Annotated in this window: 16 protein-coding genes; 9 read left to right on the top strand and 7 right to left on the bottom strand. The window is 67.2% G+C overall.

Annotated features, from left to right (window positions below):
- Positions 1–20: 20 nt before the first annotated feature.
- Positions 21–995: an aldo/keto reductase gene (locus IEY28_RS18770; protein ID WP_189001517.1), complete on the top strand. Its 975-nt coding sequence runs from the start codon at positions 21–23 to the stop codon at positions 993–995.
- Between the two features lie 372 nt (positions 996–1,367).
- A complete protein-coding gene (locus IEY28_RS18765) occupies positions 1,368–1,523 on the top strand; it encodes a hypothetical protein (protein WP_166967044.1) in 156 nt (51 codons plus the stop codon).
- A gap of 45 nt (positions 1,524–1,568) precedes the next feature.
- On the opposite strand, the gene IEY28_RS18760 is transcribed toward IEY28_RS18765, so the two are convergent.
- Positions 1,569–2,447: a PhzF family phenazine biosynthesis protein gene (locus IEY28_RS18760; RefSeq protein WP_189001515.1), complete on the bottom strand. Its 879-nt coding sequence runs from the start codon at positions 2,445–2,447 to the stop codon at positions 1,569–1,571.
- Between the two features lie 91 nt (positions 2,448–2,538).
- On the opposite strand from IEY28_RS18760, the gene IEY28_RS18755 reads away from it, so the two are divergent.
- The 3 genes from IEY28_RS18755 to IEY28_RS18745 all read left to right on the top strand — a co-directional run bounded on the left by IEY28_RS18755 (position 2,539) and on the right by IEY28_RS18745 (position 3,845).
- A complete protein-coding gene (locus IEY28_RS18755; protein ID WP_189001514.1) occupies positions 2,539–3,144 on the top strand; it encodes a DJ-1/PfpI family protein in 606 nt (201 codons plus the stop codon).
- A 114-nt stretch (positions 3,145–3,258) separates the two neighbouring features.
- Positions 3,259–3,654, top strand: a complete 396-nt coding sequence (locus IEY28_RS18750; RefSeq protein ID WP_189001513.1) for a DUF2178 domain-containing protein — start codon at positions 3,259–3,261, stop codon at positions 3,652–3,654.
- Positions 3,651–3,845, top strand: a complete 195-nt coding sequence (locus IEY28_RS18745) for a helix-turn-helix transcriptional regulator (protein ID WP_166967036.1) — start codon at positions 3,651–3,653, stop codon at positions 3,843–3,845. Before IEY28_RS18750 ends, IEY28_RS18745 begins: the two co-directional genes overlap by 4 nt.
- A 257-nt stretch (positions 3,846–4,102) precedes the next feature.
- On the opposite strand, the gene IEY28_RS18740 is transcribed toward IEY28_RS18745, so the two are convergent.
- On the bottom strand, positions 4,103–5,176 hold the full coding sequence (locus IEY28_RS18740) for a Gfo/Idh/MocA family protein (protein ID WP_189001512.1): 1,074 nt from the start codon (positions 5,174–5,176) through the stop codon (positions 4,103–4,105).
- A 57-nt stretch (positions 5,177–5,233) separates the two neighbouring features.
- Positions 5,234–6,157 carry a ribonuclease Z gene (rnz, locus tag IEY28_RS18735; protein ID WP_189001511.1) on the bottom strand — a complete coding sequence of 308 codons (924 nt, stop codon included), beginning with the start codon at positions 6,155–6,157 and terminating at the stop codon, positions 5,234–5,236.
- 276 nt (positions 6,158–6,433) lie between these two features.
- Here rnz and IEY28_RS18730 point away from each other — a divergent pair, with 276 nt between their 5' ends.
- The 4 genes from IEY28_RS18730 to IEY28_RS18715 all read left to right on the top strand — a co-directional run bounded on the left by IEY28_RS18730 (position 6,434) and on the right by IEY28_RS18715 (position 10,539).
- Positions 6,434–7,321 carry a DUF7282 domain-containing protein gene (locus IEY28_RS18730; protein ID WP_189001510.1) on the top strand — a complete coding sequence of 296 codons (888 nt, stop codon included), beginning with the start codon at positions 6,434–6,436 and terminating at the stop codon, positions 7,319–7,321.
- A gap of 180 nt (positions 7,322–7,501) precedes the next feature.
- A complete protein-coding gene (locus IEY28_RS18725) occupies positions 7,502–9,046 on the top strand; it encodes a DUF7282 domain-containing protein (RefSeq protein ID WP_189001509.1) in 1,545 nt (514 codons plus the stop codon).
- A 51-nt stretch (positions 9,047–9,097) separates the two neighbouring features.
- The gene (locus IEY28_RS18720) at positions 9,098–9,757 is read left to right on the top strand and encodes a potassium channel family protein (protein WP_189001508.1); all 660 of its coding nucleotides are present in this window, start codon (positions 9,098–9,100) and stop codon (positions 9,755–9,757) included.
- A gap of 305 nt (positions 9,758–10,062) precedes the next feature.
- Positions 10,063–10,539 carry a DUF7384 family protein gene (locus tag IEY28_RS18715; RefSeq protein ID WP_189001507.1) on the top strand — a complete coding sequence of 159 codons (477 nt, stop codon included), beginning with the start codon at positions 10,063–10,065 and terminating at the stop codon, positions 10,537–10,539.
- Here IEY28_RS18715 and IEY28_RS18710 read toward each other — a convergent pair.
- From IEY28_RS18710 to IEY28_RS18695, 4 genes are all read right to left on the bottom strand, one after another.
- Positions 10,536–12,233, bottom strand: a complete 1,698-nt coding sequence (locus IEY28_RS18710; protein ID WP_189001505.1) for a methyl-accepting chemotaxis protein — start codon at positions 12,231–12,233, stop codon at positions 10,536–10,538. The two genes, IEY28_RS18715 and IEY28_RS18710, sit on opposite strands and share 4 nt — an antisense overlap.
- Positions 12,234–12,364: 131 nt before the next feature.
- Positions 12,365–13,135, bottom strand: coding sequence for an SDR family NAD(P)-dependent oxidoreductase (locus IEY28_RS18705; protein WP_189001503.1), 771 nt, complete (start codon positions 13,133–13,135; stop codon positions 12,365–12,367).
- Between the two features lie 112 nt (positions 13,136–13,247).
- Entirely contained in the window at positions 13,248–13,919 is a 672-nt protein-coding gene (locus IEY28_RS18700) for a non-canonical purine NTP pyrophosphatase (protein WP_189001501.1), read from the bottom strand.
- Between the two features lie 71 nt (positions 13,920–13,990).
- The gene (locus IEY28_RS18695; protein ID WP_189001499.1) at positions 13,991–14,269 is read right to left on the bottom strand and encodes a DUF5808 domain-containing protein; all 279 of its coding nucleotides are present in this window, start codon (positions 14,267–14,269) and stop codon (positions 13,991–13,993) included.
- Positions 14,270–14,390: the final 121 nt, after the last annotated feature.

Below are 14,390 nucleotides of genomic sequence, written 5' to 3'. Positions count from 1 at the left end.
GCCCGGCCGTTGCTCCGCCCATGGAGTACACGACGCTCGGCTCGACCGGTATCGAAGTCAGTAAAATCTGTCTCGGCTGTATGAGCTTCGGAAGCGACCGCGAGTGGATGCTGGACGAAGACGAGAGCCGCGACCTGTTAGAGCGCGCCATCGAACTGGGTGTGAACTTCTTCGACACCGCGAACGTCTACTCGGCCGGCGAGAGCGAGCAGATTCTCGGCGACGTCCTCGCCGACTACGACCGCGACGAGCAGGTCGTCGCCACGAAGGTCCGGTTTCCCGGCGCGAGCGACCACCGAAACGCCCGCGGTCTCTCCCGGAAGACCATCGAGCAGGAACTGTCGAACTCGCTCGACCGGTTGGGGATGGACACCGTCGACCTCTACCAGATCCACCGCTGGGACTACGATACGCCCATCGAGACGACGCTGCGGGCGCTGGACGATGCCGTCCGCCGCGGGCAGGTCCGTCACGTCGGTGCCTCCTCGATGTGGGCCCACCAGTTCCAGCGCGCGCTCCACGTCAGTGAGCGGGAGGGTCTGGCGCGTTTCGAGACGATGCAGGACCTCTACCATCTGGCCTACCGCGAGGAGGAACGCGAGATGTACCCGCTCTGTGACCGGGAGAACGTCGGCGTCATGCCGTGGAGCCCGCTCGGCGCGGGCTATCTCACGCGCCCCCACGAGGAGTTCGAGTCGACGACCCGCGGCGTCCACGAGAGCGAGGAGGCCGAGGTGCCATACGCCGAGGGACCGGGCAGTGAGGAGATAAACGAGCGCGTACAGGAACTCGCGGCCGACTACGGCGTGACGATGGCCCAAATCGCGCTGGCGTGGCAGTTTCAGAACGACGACGTCACCACGCCCATCGTCGGCACCTCCAGCATCGAGCATCTGGAGGCCGCCGTCGAAGCGCTGGATATCGACCTCTCGGCGTCGGACGTGGCCTACCTCGAAGAACCGTACGAGCCGGTGGCAGTGTACGGGCACGAGTAGCGAGGCGCCGAGTGAAACGAGGGGCCTCGGGTTGCGAGCGGCGGTAGCCGCGAGCAGTAGCGGGAGTCCGAGTACAGCGAGGAATCCCGGAAGACGAACGGGGAACGCAGTGAGCCGTGAGTAGCGAGGGTCTGAGCGAAGCGAAGACCCTCGACGGAGCGGGGACCGCAGGGAACCGCGGAGTAGCGAGGTTCCGAACGCAGTGAAGAACCTCGGATTGCGAGCGGCGGTAGCCGCGAGCAGTAGCGAGAGTCTGAGCGAAGCGAAAACTCTCGACGGAACGGTGAGCGTCGCGAGCGACAGCGGGCGTCGCCCGCCAACGACTTGCACGGCCGGAGCGTACGGCCACACAGTCTACGGCCCGACTTCGCCATGATTCCGCCCGTCGTCCGCCGCTGTCCCGAGTGTGGGCACCTGACGTGGAGCCACCGCTTCCCGGTCGTGAGCGCCAGCGACGGGCCGCAACTCGTCGAATGCCCGTCTTGTGGCCACCGGTTCGAGACGGTCGACAATCCGTGGCTCAACTGACCGCGACATCTGGCCGCCCCGGTCGGCGTCTCGCGCGTGTCGTGACTACGGGTCGAGCAACTCGCCGGTCGCCACCGGCACCACGCCCCCGCCGACCGCGACGTGAACGTCGTCGCCCGCGCTCGCGTCGGCGTGGAGGGAGAGGAGCGACGGCCGCCCCATCTCGTAGCCCTGTTCGACCCGAACGTCGACGACGGGGCTGCCGCGGTACTCGGTGCGAGCGAGGTACGCGGCGAGACAGCCGTTCGAGGAGCCAGTCGCCGGGTCTTCGGGCACGTCGTAGAACGGCGCGAACACGCGGTCCGCGAGGTCGTTCTCCTCGCGCCGTGCGTCGGGCGCGAACGCCAGCACGTTCTTTGCCTCGCGGTCGCCGGTCACCCGGTCGTAGGCCGCGCGGTCGAGGTCGATGCTCGTCAGCGCCTCGCGGTCGGTCAGCGGGACGACGATGGTCGGCAGGCCGGTCGAGACCACCCGCACGGGCCAGCGGTCGTCGAGCGCCTCCCGCGGCAGGCCCAGCACCTCGGCCAGCGCGGCGTGGTCGAGTCGATCGCCGAACTCCGGGGTCCGCTGCGTCATCCACAGCGTCCCGTCCTCCCGCGCCTCGACCGGCACCTCGCCCACGCCGAGGTCGAGCGTCACCGTCGCCGGTCGGTCGTCGGCGAGGTGCTCTCGAATCACGTGGGCGGTCCCCAGCGTCGGATGGCCGGCGAACGGAATCTCGCTATTGGGCGTGAAGATGCGCACCGGCCACGCGCCGTTTTCGGGTGGTCCGGTGACGAACGTCGTCTCGGAGTAGTCCATCTCGCTGGCGATGGCTTGCATCGTCTCCGTCGAGCGGTCGCCGGCGTCGGTGACGACGGCCAACTGGTTGCCGGCGTAGCGCTCGCGGGCGAACACGTCGACGATGTGGAACGGGTGGGACATACGAGACGTCTCGCCGGCGACGACAAAGAGCGTGGGGATAGTGTGGTTCGCTGTCCCACACGGCTTTGGCCGCCGGCCTCGTCCATCCGGTATGGAGACGGTCGCAATCGTCTGTTACGACGGCTTCGACGAACTGGACGCAATCGGCCCCTACGAGGTGTTCGAGAACGCCACCCGGTTCGGTGCGACGTGGGACGTGACGCTCCGGACGGTCGATGACCAGTCGACGGTCACCGCCAGCCACGGCCTCACAATCGACGTAGACGGGCCACTCGCCGACACTGACCCGGACCTCCTCGTGGTTCCGGGCGGCGGGTGGAACGACGGGAGCGAGGCAGGCGCACGCACGGAGGCCGACCGGGGTGACCTGCCCGACGCCATCGCGGCCGCTCACGAGCGAGGGGCGACTATCGCGGGGGTCTGCACCGGCGGGATGCTCCTCGCCCGTGCCGGCGTGCTGGACGGACGCCCTGCCGTCACCCACCGCGGCGCACTCGACGACCTGCGCGAGACGGCCGCCGCGGTTGTCGACGCCCGCGTCGTCGACGACGGCGACGTCCTCACCGCTGGCGGCGTCACCTCGGGACTGGACCTCGCGGTCCACCTCGTCGAGCGTGAGTGGGGCGCCGAGACTGCCGACGCCGTGACGACGGAGATGGAGTACGAGTCCCGTGGGTCGGTTCACCGGTCGGCGTGAGAGTGCTGACGGTCGGATCCGCCGGTAGCGTGACGACAAATTTTAAGTTCGTGTGTAAAGCACGTTTTACACGTAAAGCGAGCTTTACGGAAAGGCCGCTTTACGTGGTTCCCGATGACCGCAACCGCACACACCACGACGACGTATCGACGCACGTACTTCGGGCTCTGGGCCGCCGCCGGCCTCGTATTCGCCCTGCTCATCGCCGCCGGGTATCCGCTCGTCGGCGTCGGCGCGTTCGCGCTGGGGGCGCTCGGCGCGACCGCCCTGCAACACCGCTCGTCGGTCGTCATGTTCGACGAGCGCGACACGACCGTCTTTCAGGAAGCCGGCGCCAACACCGTCGCCGCCGTCGGGATGAGTTCGGCCGTCGTCTTCCCGACGCTGACGGCCCTGCGGGCGCTGGGCGTCGTCGAGTGGCCCCTCTGGCTGGCGCATCTGGGCTGGTTCGTCGCCGGTCTGTTCGCCATCTGGGGGCTCATGGTCGCCGTCGCCCGGTCGAAGCGATGAACAACCGCCTGCCCGCCCTCCGCGAGGGCCGCGGCGAGAGTCAGGCGGACCTCGCGGCCGCCGTCGGCGTCACCCGCCAGACTATCAACGCGCTGGAACGCGACCGCTACGACCCCTCGCTGGAACTGGCGTTCGCGCTGGCCGACCACTACGACTGCGCCATCGAGGACATCTTCTCGCCGGAGGCGTGACTCTCGTCTGTGTCGCTCGTTCGGACTGCGGATACAACGGCCAGAAAGCCCCGTTCTCCCCGGTCGAGGGCTTCGTTGCGGTCCTCGGCATCACTCCGTTCGTCCCTGCGGTTTCCGTCAGCCGTCTTCTCGGAGCGTGGGCGGTCGACTGTGCCGACCACCACGCTGGTGGTACCTTTCAGTCCCGCCTGATTCGGTCGGGACTTTCTGGCTGTTCACGGCCGTTGCCGCAACAGATACAGCAATTCGTACTCGTCCTAGGCGTTCTGGCGGGCGTCGTCCAAGAGAGCCTGAACGTTCACGGCTTCGCCGCGCTCGCTGCTCTCGATGGCGGCGAAGACGATGGCCATCGACTGGAGGGTCTCCTCGACGCGGGTGGCCATCGGGTCGCCGCCGTCCAGCCATTCGCAGAACTGCTCGATGAGCCACGCGTTCTCCCAGAGGGGCCGTTCGGCGGGCGGTACCTGCTGACCGTCGCCCTTCCGGACGCCCTCCCAGTTGCCCACGCGGTCCGGGTCGAAGGGGAACCGCTCGACCTCGCGGTTGTCGAGGACGACGGTCTCGTCCTTGCACTCGGCGCGGAACTGCTCGTGGCCCCACCCGTTGAGCGTCGTCGCGTTGGCGTAACTCCCCTCGTACTGCGCGCGGGTACCGTCCTCGAAGTGGAGGGTGACGAGGCCGGTGCAGTCGCCTTCGTAGTCGGCGCCGTCGGGAACCCACGTCTCGGCGTAGACGCGCTCACAGCGGGCGTCGGCGAACGCACGGAGCATGTCCAAGTGGTGAATGGCGCCGTCGAGCAACAGCATGTCCCCCATCTCGTGAACGTACTCGGAGTAGAGGCCACGCTCGCGGACGTTCCCGGTGTAGCGGGCGGTGAGGTAGTCGATGGGGCCGGCCTCTGTGAGCGCGCGCCGGAAGGTCGTCTTGTCCTGATCGTAGCGGTGGCTCATCGTGACGCCCATCTTCGCGTCGGCCTCGCGGACCTTCCGAGCGATGCGGACCGACCCTTCCAGCGTGTCGGCGATGGGTTTCTCGGAGATGATGTCGAGGCCGTGGTCCAGCGCCGTCTCGATGACGGGTTCGTGGGCCGCTGGCGGCGTGACGACGGAACAGAAGTCCGCATCACGCTCCGAGAGGGCGGTCTCGAGGTCGGTGTAACAGCGCTCGGGAGAGAGGTCGAGGTCTGTCTCGGCGCGTTCGAGGCGTTCGGGGTCCATATCGACGGCCGCCACGACTTCGATACGGCCGGCGTCGACGTTGGGTGGAATCGCCTCGGTTGCCCAGTGTCGACCCTGTCCGCCGAGGCCGACGTGTACCATCCGGTATGTCATTGGTACGTACCAACGCCGTGCATGAATAAATGTCGCGCTATCTGCGGTCGGTGCGCCCTACTCGCTGTCGGGGAACTGGACGTGGCGCTCCATCCCGTCCTCGGCGACGAAGGCCTCGCCGTCGAAGCGCTCGCGGGCCTCCCCGGCGAGTGTGCCGGCCCGTCCGGCGTAGCGCGTCGAGATGTGGGTCAGCGCCAGCGACCGGACGCCCGCTTGCTGGGCCACGTCGGCGGCCTCTTTCGCGGTAGAGTGGGCCGTCGCCTTCGCCCGTTCCTTCCGGTCCTCGGCGAAGGTGGCATCGTGGACCAGCAGGTCTGCCCCCTCGCTGGCCTCGATGACCGACTGGGTCGGGAGTGTGTCGCCGGTGTAGACGACCGTCCGACCGGGCCGCGACGGGCCGACGACTTCCTCGGGCTGGACGGTCCGGCCGTCGTGTTCGACGGCCTCGCCGCGGTGGAGTTTCGAGTACTTCGGTCCCGGCGGGATGCCCAGTACCTCCTCGGCCTTCTGGCGGTCGAACTCGCCCTTGCGGTCGTCCTCGGCGAGGACGTACCCGACAGAGGCACAGCGGTGTTCGGTCGCGATGGCCCGTATCTCGTACTCCGGGCGCTCCAGGACGGTATCGCCGGCCGACACCTCGTTGATACGGACCGGGTAGGAGGGGGTGGTCCCGTTGGCCTCGATGAGTTGCTTGACGTTCCCGCGGGTGCCCGCCGGCGTGTGGATGGCGACGGGGTCCTCGCGGTCGTTGAAGTCGAACGTCTGGAGGAGGCCCGGAATCCCAAGCACGTGGTCGCCGTGGAGGTGGGTGACGAAGAGGTGGTCGACGGCGAACCCGGTGCCGTAGCGCATCATCTGGCGCTGGGTGCCTTCGCCGCAGTCAAAGAGGAGGTAGTCGCCCTCGCGGTTGACGAAGATACTGCTTGTGTTTCGCTGGGTCGTCGGGATGGCACCGCTCGTCCCGAGGAACGTCACTCGCATCGTCGTACCGTCGGCCGCCGCCGCGTAAACGCGTGTCGAAAGCCGGCCGGCAAAGCCGACCTTTCGAGCGCTAACGTGTGCCTTGCGCTCGGATGGCTCTCTCTTCGATTCTGAACGGTCGTGGCGGTTTATCGGTCCGACTCGTGTCCCACCGCCCGCGTCATCGACGAACTGACGCTACTGATTCACATGACACGGACTAAATTCGTCGCTGTGTTTTTGGCTGTCCTTGTGACCGGGATGCTCGCCGCGCAAGCGGTGGTTGCGGTACCCGGTATGACGGCACAGCAGGACACATCGGAGACAGACACCGCGACACAGGCGGACAACGAGACGACAGCCAACCAGACGACTCTCACGCCCTCGGTCACGTTCGACGACCAGGAGTCCGACGGGACGACCGTGACGGTGTCGAACGTCACGGTCCCGGACGGCGGGTACGTCGTCATCCACGACGAACTACTGCAGGGCGGTGACGCGCTCAACAGCGCTATCGGCGTCTCGGAGTATCTCGAACCCGGCGAGTACGACGAAGTGACCATCACGCTGTACGACGTCCCCGGCGCCGACTTCGGTCCGGAGACGACGGACGACGAGGCGACGGATAACGAGACCGCAGCGAACGAGACGGGAACCGAGACGGGAACTGAGACGGGAACTGAGACGGGAACCGAGACGGCCACCGAGACGGGAACCGAGACGGCAACTGAGACGGGAACCGAGACGACAACTGAGACGGGAACCGAGACGACAACTGAGACGGGAACCGAGACGGCCACCGAGACGGCCACCGAGACGGCCGACGAGGGTCCGCAGGTGACGCTGACCGAAGACCAGACCCTCACGGCGATGCTCCACGTCGACAGCAACGACAACCAGACGTTCGACTACGTCAGTACGTTCAGTCTGGAGGACGGCCCGTACGTCGTCGACGGCGAACTGGTGACCGACAGCGCGAACGTGACTGTCGCCGACGCCGGGAACGAAACCACCGAGACGGAGACGCCGACCGAGGGCGGCACCGAAACCGCCACGCCCACCGAGTCGGGTACCGGCACGGAGACGCCAACCGAGGGCGGCACCGAGACGTCGACGGAGACGGGCACCGAGACCGGCACCGAGACCGGCACCGAGACCGGCACGTCCGGTGAATCCGCTGGCTGATACCGGACCTCCCGCGACACGCCGACGGCGACTCACGGACAAAGCTCGTCTTTCTTTCGCTAACTCTGCCTTAGCAATCGGTTGGCCGCACCTTCGATTCTGAACTGTCTGAGCCGTTTATCGGCGCTCCTTCCTACCCATCGTTCGCGTCGTCGGCCCACTGACGACACGAATTAAGCCATGATACGATCCAGAACGCTCGCCGTATTGCTCGCATTGATAGCCACCGGCGCGGTCGCCACGCAAGTCGCCGCCGTCCCCGGAGTAACACCACAACAACAGGACGGGCCGACAGCCCAATCGGCGTCGTTCACCGTCGATATCCTGTCGGCTCCCGAGAGCGCTGCACCCGGGTCGACCGTCACTGTCACCGCGGAGGTGACCAACGACGGCGCCCAGCGCGGCACGCAACCGGTCGAGTTCCGAGTCGGTGGTGCCGTCGCCGACCGGGCGGTCCTCACGCTCGAACCCGGCGAGAGCCAAGTCGTCACGTTCAGCGCCGACACGGAGGGACTCGACCCCGGTGACTACCGCCACGGCGTGTTCACCCGCTCGAACGGACAGACGGCCGAACTCGTCGTCTCGGAGTCGTTCACTATCGAGGACTTCGACGCGCCCGACACCGTCGAGGCCGGTGACACGGTCACCGTCGACGTCGAACTGGAGAACCCGAACGACTTCGACACCACGCAGAACGTCTCGTTCTGGCTCGCCGGCTCGCTGGTCGAGACGCAGTCGGTCACTATCGACGACGAGGACGACGAGGACGTGACGTTCAACGTCTCGACGGAGGGTGCCTCGCCCGGCACGTACGTCCATAGCGTGTTCACCCGCGACGATGGTCAGTTCGCCGAGATTACCGTCGAAGAGCCGGGGCCGGAGACCGCCTCGGTCGTGATGAACGATCAGGAGTCCGACGGCACGACCGTCACCGTCGACGAACTGGTCGTGCCGAGCGACGGATACGTGACGATTCACGACAGTAGCCTGCTAGATGGCAACGTCGTCGGGAGCGTCGTCGGCGTCTCGGAGTACCTCGAAGCGGGCGAGTACGAGAACGTCACGGTCACGCTGTTCGACGTCGAGGGCGCCGAGTTCAACGAGACGGCACTGACCGAAGACGGGACGTTCATCGCGATGCCGCACAACGAGACGACGGGTGACGAGACGTACGACTTCGTCGCCAGCGACGGTGCCGACGACGGCCCGTTCCTCGCCGACGGTCAACCCGTGGTCGACGCCGCGAACGTCACTGTCGCCGGCGCGGACGACAACGAGACGGAGACGCCCGTCGACAACGAGACGGACGAGAACGAGACGGCCGCACCGACCGGCAGCGTGACCTTCGACGACCAGACGTCCGAGGGCACGAGCGTCGTCGTGACCGACGTCTCCGTCTCCGAGGGCGGCTACGTCGTCGTCCACGACAGTAGCCTGCTGGAGGGCAACGTCGTCGGGAGCGTCATCGGCGTCTCCGAGTACCTCGAACCCGGCGAGTACGACGAGGTGACCGTCGAACTGTTCGACGTGCCCGGCGTCGGGTTCGAAGAGCCGACTCTGACCGAGAATCAGACGCTCATCGCGATGCCGCATCTGGAGACGACGGACGACGAGACGTACGACTTCGTCACGAGCGCCGGTGACGACGACGGTCCCTACGTGACCGACGGCCAGCCAGTGACCGACGCGGGGAACGTCACCGTCGCCAACGAAACCGCCGGCTGACGCCCCTGTCACACGTTCACATTTTTATCCCTGGCTGTCGTACCCCGCGCCATGAAGTTCGTCATCGTCGGGTACGGTCGCGTCGGCACCCGCACCGCACGCATCCTCCAGAGCGAAGGCCACAACGTCGTCATCGTCGAACGGGAACCGGAGAAAGTCGACCGGGCCAGAGACGACGGGTTCACCGTCGTCGCCGGCGACGGCAGCGAGGAGTCGGTCTTAGAAGAAGCCGGCATCGACACCGCCGACGCCATCGGCGGCCTCACCGGGGACCTCAACACGAACTTCACGGCCTGTATGATCGGCAAGGAACACGGCTGTCGGACCGTCCTCCGCATCGACGCCGACTACCGCGAGGAGATTTACGAGAAGTACGCCGCCGACGTCGACGAGATAATCTACCCCGAACGTCTCGGCGCTGCCGGCGCAAAGACGGCACTGCTGGGCGGGGACTTCAACGTCCTCGCGGACCTGACCGAACGCCTGTCTATCGCCAGCGTCGAGGTGCCCGAGGGCTCGCCGGTCATCGGGAAGCGCGTCGTCGAGGTGGAGTTGCCGGGCGACGCCCACATCTACGCCCACGGCAGCAGCCACGAACCGATGACGATTCCGCTCCCGCAGACGGTCATCGAGGCCGGCGACAGCGTCGCCGTGATGGCTGCACCCGACGGCCTCGACGACGTTCGGGCGTCGCTCAAGGGCGGGACCTGAAGCTGTCCGGACTGGTTCGGTCGAGAACGGAAAGGGGGTGCGGTGTCCGGGCGCGCGCCGGGAGGATGGGATGCGCTGCAAGCACGCAAGCAGCGTGTAGATTGCCGTTGCGCGCCCGTATCGAGGGGAGAGTCCCGTCCGATATAAACTCCCGTCAGACGGACGGCACACGACACGGCTTTTTCCCTTGCCCGTCGTTCCCTCACGCATGAGTTGGGCTGACCTGTTCGAGCGAGCGCGGGCACACGAGACGAGCGTCGACGCGGTGCGAGAGCGACTCCGGGCACACCGCGGGGAGGCCGACGATGACTGAGGCCGCGCCTGCCCGCGTCGTCGCCGACGCCGACGTCCTCGCGGCGGACGTACTCTGTGGTGACGACAACCCTGCCCGCGATGCACTCGACCACGTCCGGCGACACTCGTGGGTCACCCTCGTCGCCAGCGACCCGCTACTGGACGACGGCGAGGCCGTGATTCGGGACCTGAGCGACGCCTCGCTCGCAGACGCGTGGCGCGAGCGAATCGAGCGCGAACGCGAAGCGGTCGAACACCCCGAGGACGACCACCCGGCGCTGGCCTCCGCCTATCGCGGCGACGCAGCGCACCTACTCACCTACGAGGAGAGTCTCCGGAGCGCGAAGGCCGGGCTCTCGCTTCAGCCACACATGCCGGTGAGCGTCCGGTCGCCCGACGCGTTCGCCCGCCTGTTCGACCCGGCATCGCTGTACGAGGCCGTCGAAGGCGGCGAGTATCCCGGTCCCGACCGGGACCCGCGGGCCTAGTCGTCGGCGCTCGACGCGACAGCCGTCACCCGTTGCCGGTTCGCAGCGCCGTCGCCGACCTCGAATGCCGTCAGCAGGTCGTACAGGTCGTCGGTTCGGTCGGCGACGGAACGGACCTCGTCGGTCACCTCGGAGATGCTCGCGGTCTGTTGCTGGGTCGCGGCGGCGACGGACTCGGCCTCCGCCTTCGTCTGGTCGCTTACGGCCGCTACCTCGTCGACCGCCGCGACGACTTCCTGTGTCGTTTCGGCCTGCTGGGCGGTCGCGTCGGAGATCTCCTGGATGGCGTCGTTGACCTCGCCGACCACGTCGACGATGTCCTCGAAGTCCCGCAGCGTCGACTCGATGGTGTCGGTGCTGTCGGCGACTCGCTCGTTCGTCGCTTCCACGTCGCTCACCGTCTCGTTGGCGGCCGTCTGGACCGCCTCGATACGCTCGGAGACGTCGGCTGCCGCGTCGCGCGTCTCCTCGGCCAGTGACTTCACCTCGTCGGCGACGACGGCGAACCCGTCGCCCTCGGCGTCGGCCCGCGCCGCCTCGATGGAGGCGTTCAGCGCCAGCATGTTCGTCTGCTCGGCCACGTCGGTGATGAGGTCGACCACCTCGTCTATCTCGGCGATCTGCTCGACGAGGCCGTCGACCGACGTGGCGATGTCGTCGATGCGGCCCGTCATCGTCTCCAGTTCCTCGATCGCGTCGGCGGCCTCCTCGCGACCCTCCCGCCCACGGGCCGCGGCCCGTTCGGCCGTCTGGGCGGCGTCGTCGGCGGTGGCCGCTATCTCCTCGACGGTCGCCGACAGCGTGTTCATGTCCTCGGCGACCCGGTCGTGACGGTCGGACTGCTGGCTCGCGCCCGCGGAGATCTCCTGCACCGAGCGGGCTATCTCGTCGCTGGCCCGGTCTATCTCGGCGACGCTCTCGGTGACGCTGTCGCTGGTCTCGGCCACCTCGTCGGCGAAGGCGGTCACCTCGCCGACGGTGTCGGCGAGCGTCGTCACGAGGTCGTTGTAATCGGCGACGACTCGCTGGAACTCCTCGTCGACGTCGTCGAACTCGGCGTCGATAGTCGCGGTCAAATCACCAGTCTTCGCCTGCTCTGCCGCGTCGCCGAAGGCCGTCACCAGTTCCGAGAGCGCCGCAGACCGGCGTTCGAGGTCCTCGGTCATCTGCTGGAGTTCGGTCGTGTACTCGTCTACGTTGGTCGCCATCCGGTCCAGTGACTCCCCGAAGGTGCCGGGGACGTCCTCGTCCATGACCGGGTCGTCGAACGCCTGCCGCGAGAGCGCGTCGGCCTGCCGGGACACCGTCTCCAGCGACGATTGCATGGCGACGAAGGAGGCCAGTAGACTCGCTACCTCGTCCTCGCGGTCGCTGTCTGGCACGTCGACGTCGACCTCACCGTCGGCGATGCGGTCCGCACGCTCCGAGAGCGTGACGACCGGGTCGACGAAGTCCTCGCGGGTGATGAACACCGTATTGGCGAAGGCCACCGTCGCGCCCGTCAGTAGCAGTCCGGTGAGAGCGACCTGTGCGACACCGTTCAGGAGGAACGCGACGGCGGCGAGTGCGACCGAGGCCGCAAACTGGAGGCCAACGGCCGCCAGTACCTTCCGCTCGACGGAGCCAGCGACTCCGAACACGTCGAGCGACCTGCGTATCAGTCCCTTGTACCGTCGGATGAACGTGTTCGACATACGCCGGTATTTGCCAGTACGGTATTTCAATACACGGCGCCGTTCTCGAAATTCGAAAAGGGGACTGTCGGCTGGACGGCCGCTCTGCCACGGGAACCACGCCTGTCTGACTCGGCTTTCAGTCGTGAGATTCAGCGCCCACCGTTGACCCACGCCGCGACCCGGCGGACGACTGGCCGCGGCGTCACCCGTCCCAGCAGATCCACGACCCGCATCGCCCGACTCGGGACCACGACCGTCTCGCCGGCCATCAACCCCTCGTAGGACGATTCGGCGACGGCCTCGGGCGTGTTCGAGGTGAGGCGACCGACCGCCGAGTCGCCCATCCCGGCCCGGGACTGGAACTCGGTGTCGACGGGGCCGGGACACAGCAGGGTCACGGCCACCTCGTCGCGCAACTCCGCGGCGATAGCCTCGGTGAAACTGTTGACGTAGGCCTTGCTGGCGTAGTAGCCCGCGAGGTTCGGTCCCGGCTGGAACCCGGCGACAGAGCCGACGTTCAACACCTTCCCGCCGCCGTCGAACTCGTCGAGGAACAGTCGGGTGAGTTCGACGGGCAAGACGACGTTCAGTCGCAACTGGGTGCGCTCGGCGTCGAGGTCGCTCTCGGCGAACGGCCCGTAGGTGCCGACGCCGACGTTGTTGACGAGGATATCGACGTCGAGGCCGCGCTCGGTGACTGTCTCGTGTAGCTCCTCGGCCGCCGAGGCGCTGTCGAGGTCCATCGCGACCGTTTCGGCAGCCACGCCCTCGCGTTCGAGGTCGGCGGCCAGCGATTCGAGGCGCTCCTCTCGCCGGGCCACCAGCACCACGTCGTGGCCGTGGCCGGCGAACTCGCGAGCCAGCGCTTCGCCGATGCCCGCCGACGCCCCCGTAATCAGGGCCGTGCCGCGTTCGCTCATCGATCGGCGTTCCCCTCACGCCCGTCCGGTCGTTTGGGGTGTACCGCCGTCGCTTCGCGCCGTCGGTGCAACTTCCGAAAGACGCAGTCGCGTCTTTCGACGTACGCCTCGCTCATCGCTCGGCGTACCACTCCGCGAACTTCGCCAGCGCCCGCCCGCGGTGGGAGACGGCGTTTTTCTCCTCGGTGCTCATCTCGGCGAACGTCGTACCGTCGTGTTCGAAGATGGGGTCGAACCCGAACCCGCCGTCACCGCGCGGCGCGACGATTTCGCCGGGAACACGCCCCTCGAACAACTTGACCGGGAGCGACTCCTCGCCGCCTTGCACCTGCTCGTCGGTGGTCGCGGCCCCGCGCTCGTCGCTGGCGAGGTCCTGTCCCCGGCGCTCGTCCGGCGCGCTCTCCCCACGGTCGACCCCGCCCGGTTCCGGCGTCGCCGCGAAGTCCCCGCCGTCGCAGTAGGCGATGACCGTCTTGAACGCGGCGGCGTGGTCGTCTTCGGGTTCGGTCATCCGCCAGACGCCCTCGACGCCGACGGTGTCCTCGACGTACGAGGAGTACGGACCGGGGAAGCCGTCGAAGGTATCGATGAACAGGCCGGCGTCGTCGACGATGACCGGCCCGTCGGCGGCTCGGTATGCCGACCGTGCGCCGTGGGCCGCGACCGCCCCCAGATCGTCGGCCTGAATCTCGGGGTAGTCGAAGTCGAACTGAACCACCTCGTCGTCCAGATACTCGGTGGCCTCCCGGACCTTCCCGGGGTTGGTCGTCACGAAATTGAGCATACCGGGACAGGGCGGGCGGCGACAAAAGAAGCGTCGGTCCGTCGTGTGGACCGCTGTCGGTCGACGCTGTCTCAGTCGACGACGACTTCGACGGGTTCGTCCTTCTCGTCTTCGTCCTCGAAGCCCTCGGACCCGCTGTTGCGTTCGAGATACAGCATGGCGCCGGCGACGAGGAGGACGACCCACGACCGCCAGTTGGCGAGGTTCAGCGTGTAGCCGATGCCGAACGGTTTCTCGACGAGCATCCCGTCACCGGGCTGCCAGTACGACGACACTAACCGCTTGAAGCTCGGTCGCTCGAAATTGTACGGCACGCCAAACAAGGTCCCTGACTGCGGTTTGTCTGCCATACGCCCGTGTACTCACCCCGACGTTAAGTCGTTTGTCACTACCCACTTTTTACTGCGATGGGTGTCCTCGCTCACTTCGTTCGCTGCGGACACCCCCCCTTGCAAAAACATGGAAAAACGG

The sequence above is a fragment of the Haloarcula pellucida genome (assembly GCF_014647235.1).
Lineage (GTDB): Archaea > Halobacteriota > Halobacteria > Halobacteriales > Haloarculaceae > Haloarcula > Haloarcula pellucida.
Note: the sequence above shows the minus strand (reverse complement) of the source record. Positions and strands in the feature narration are given on the sequence as shown.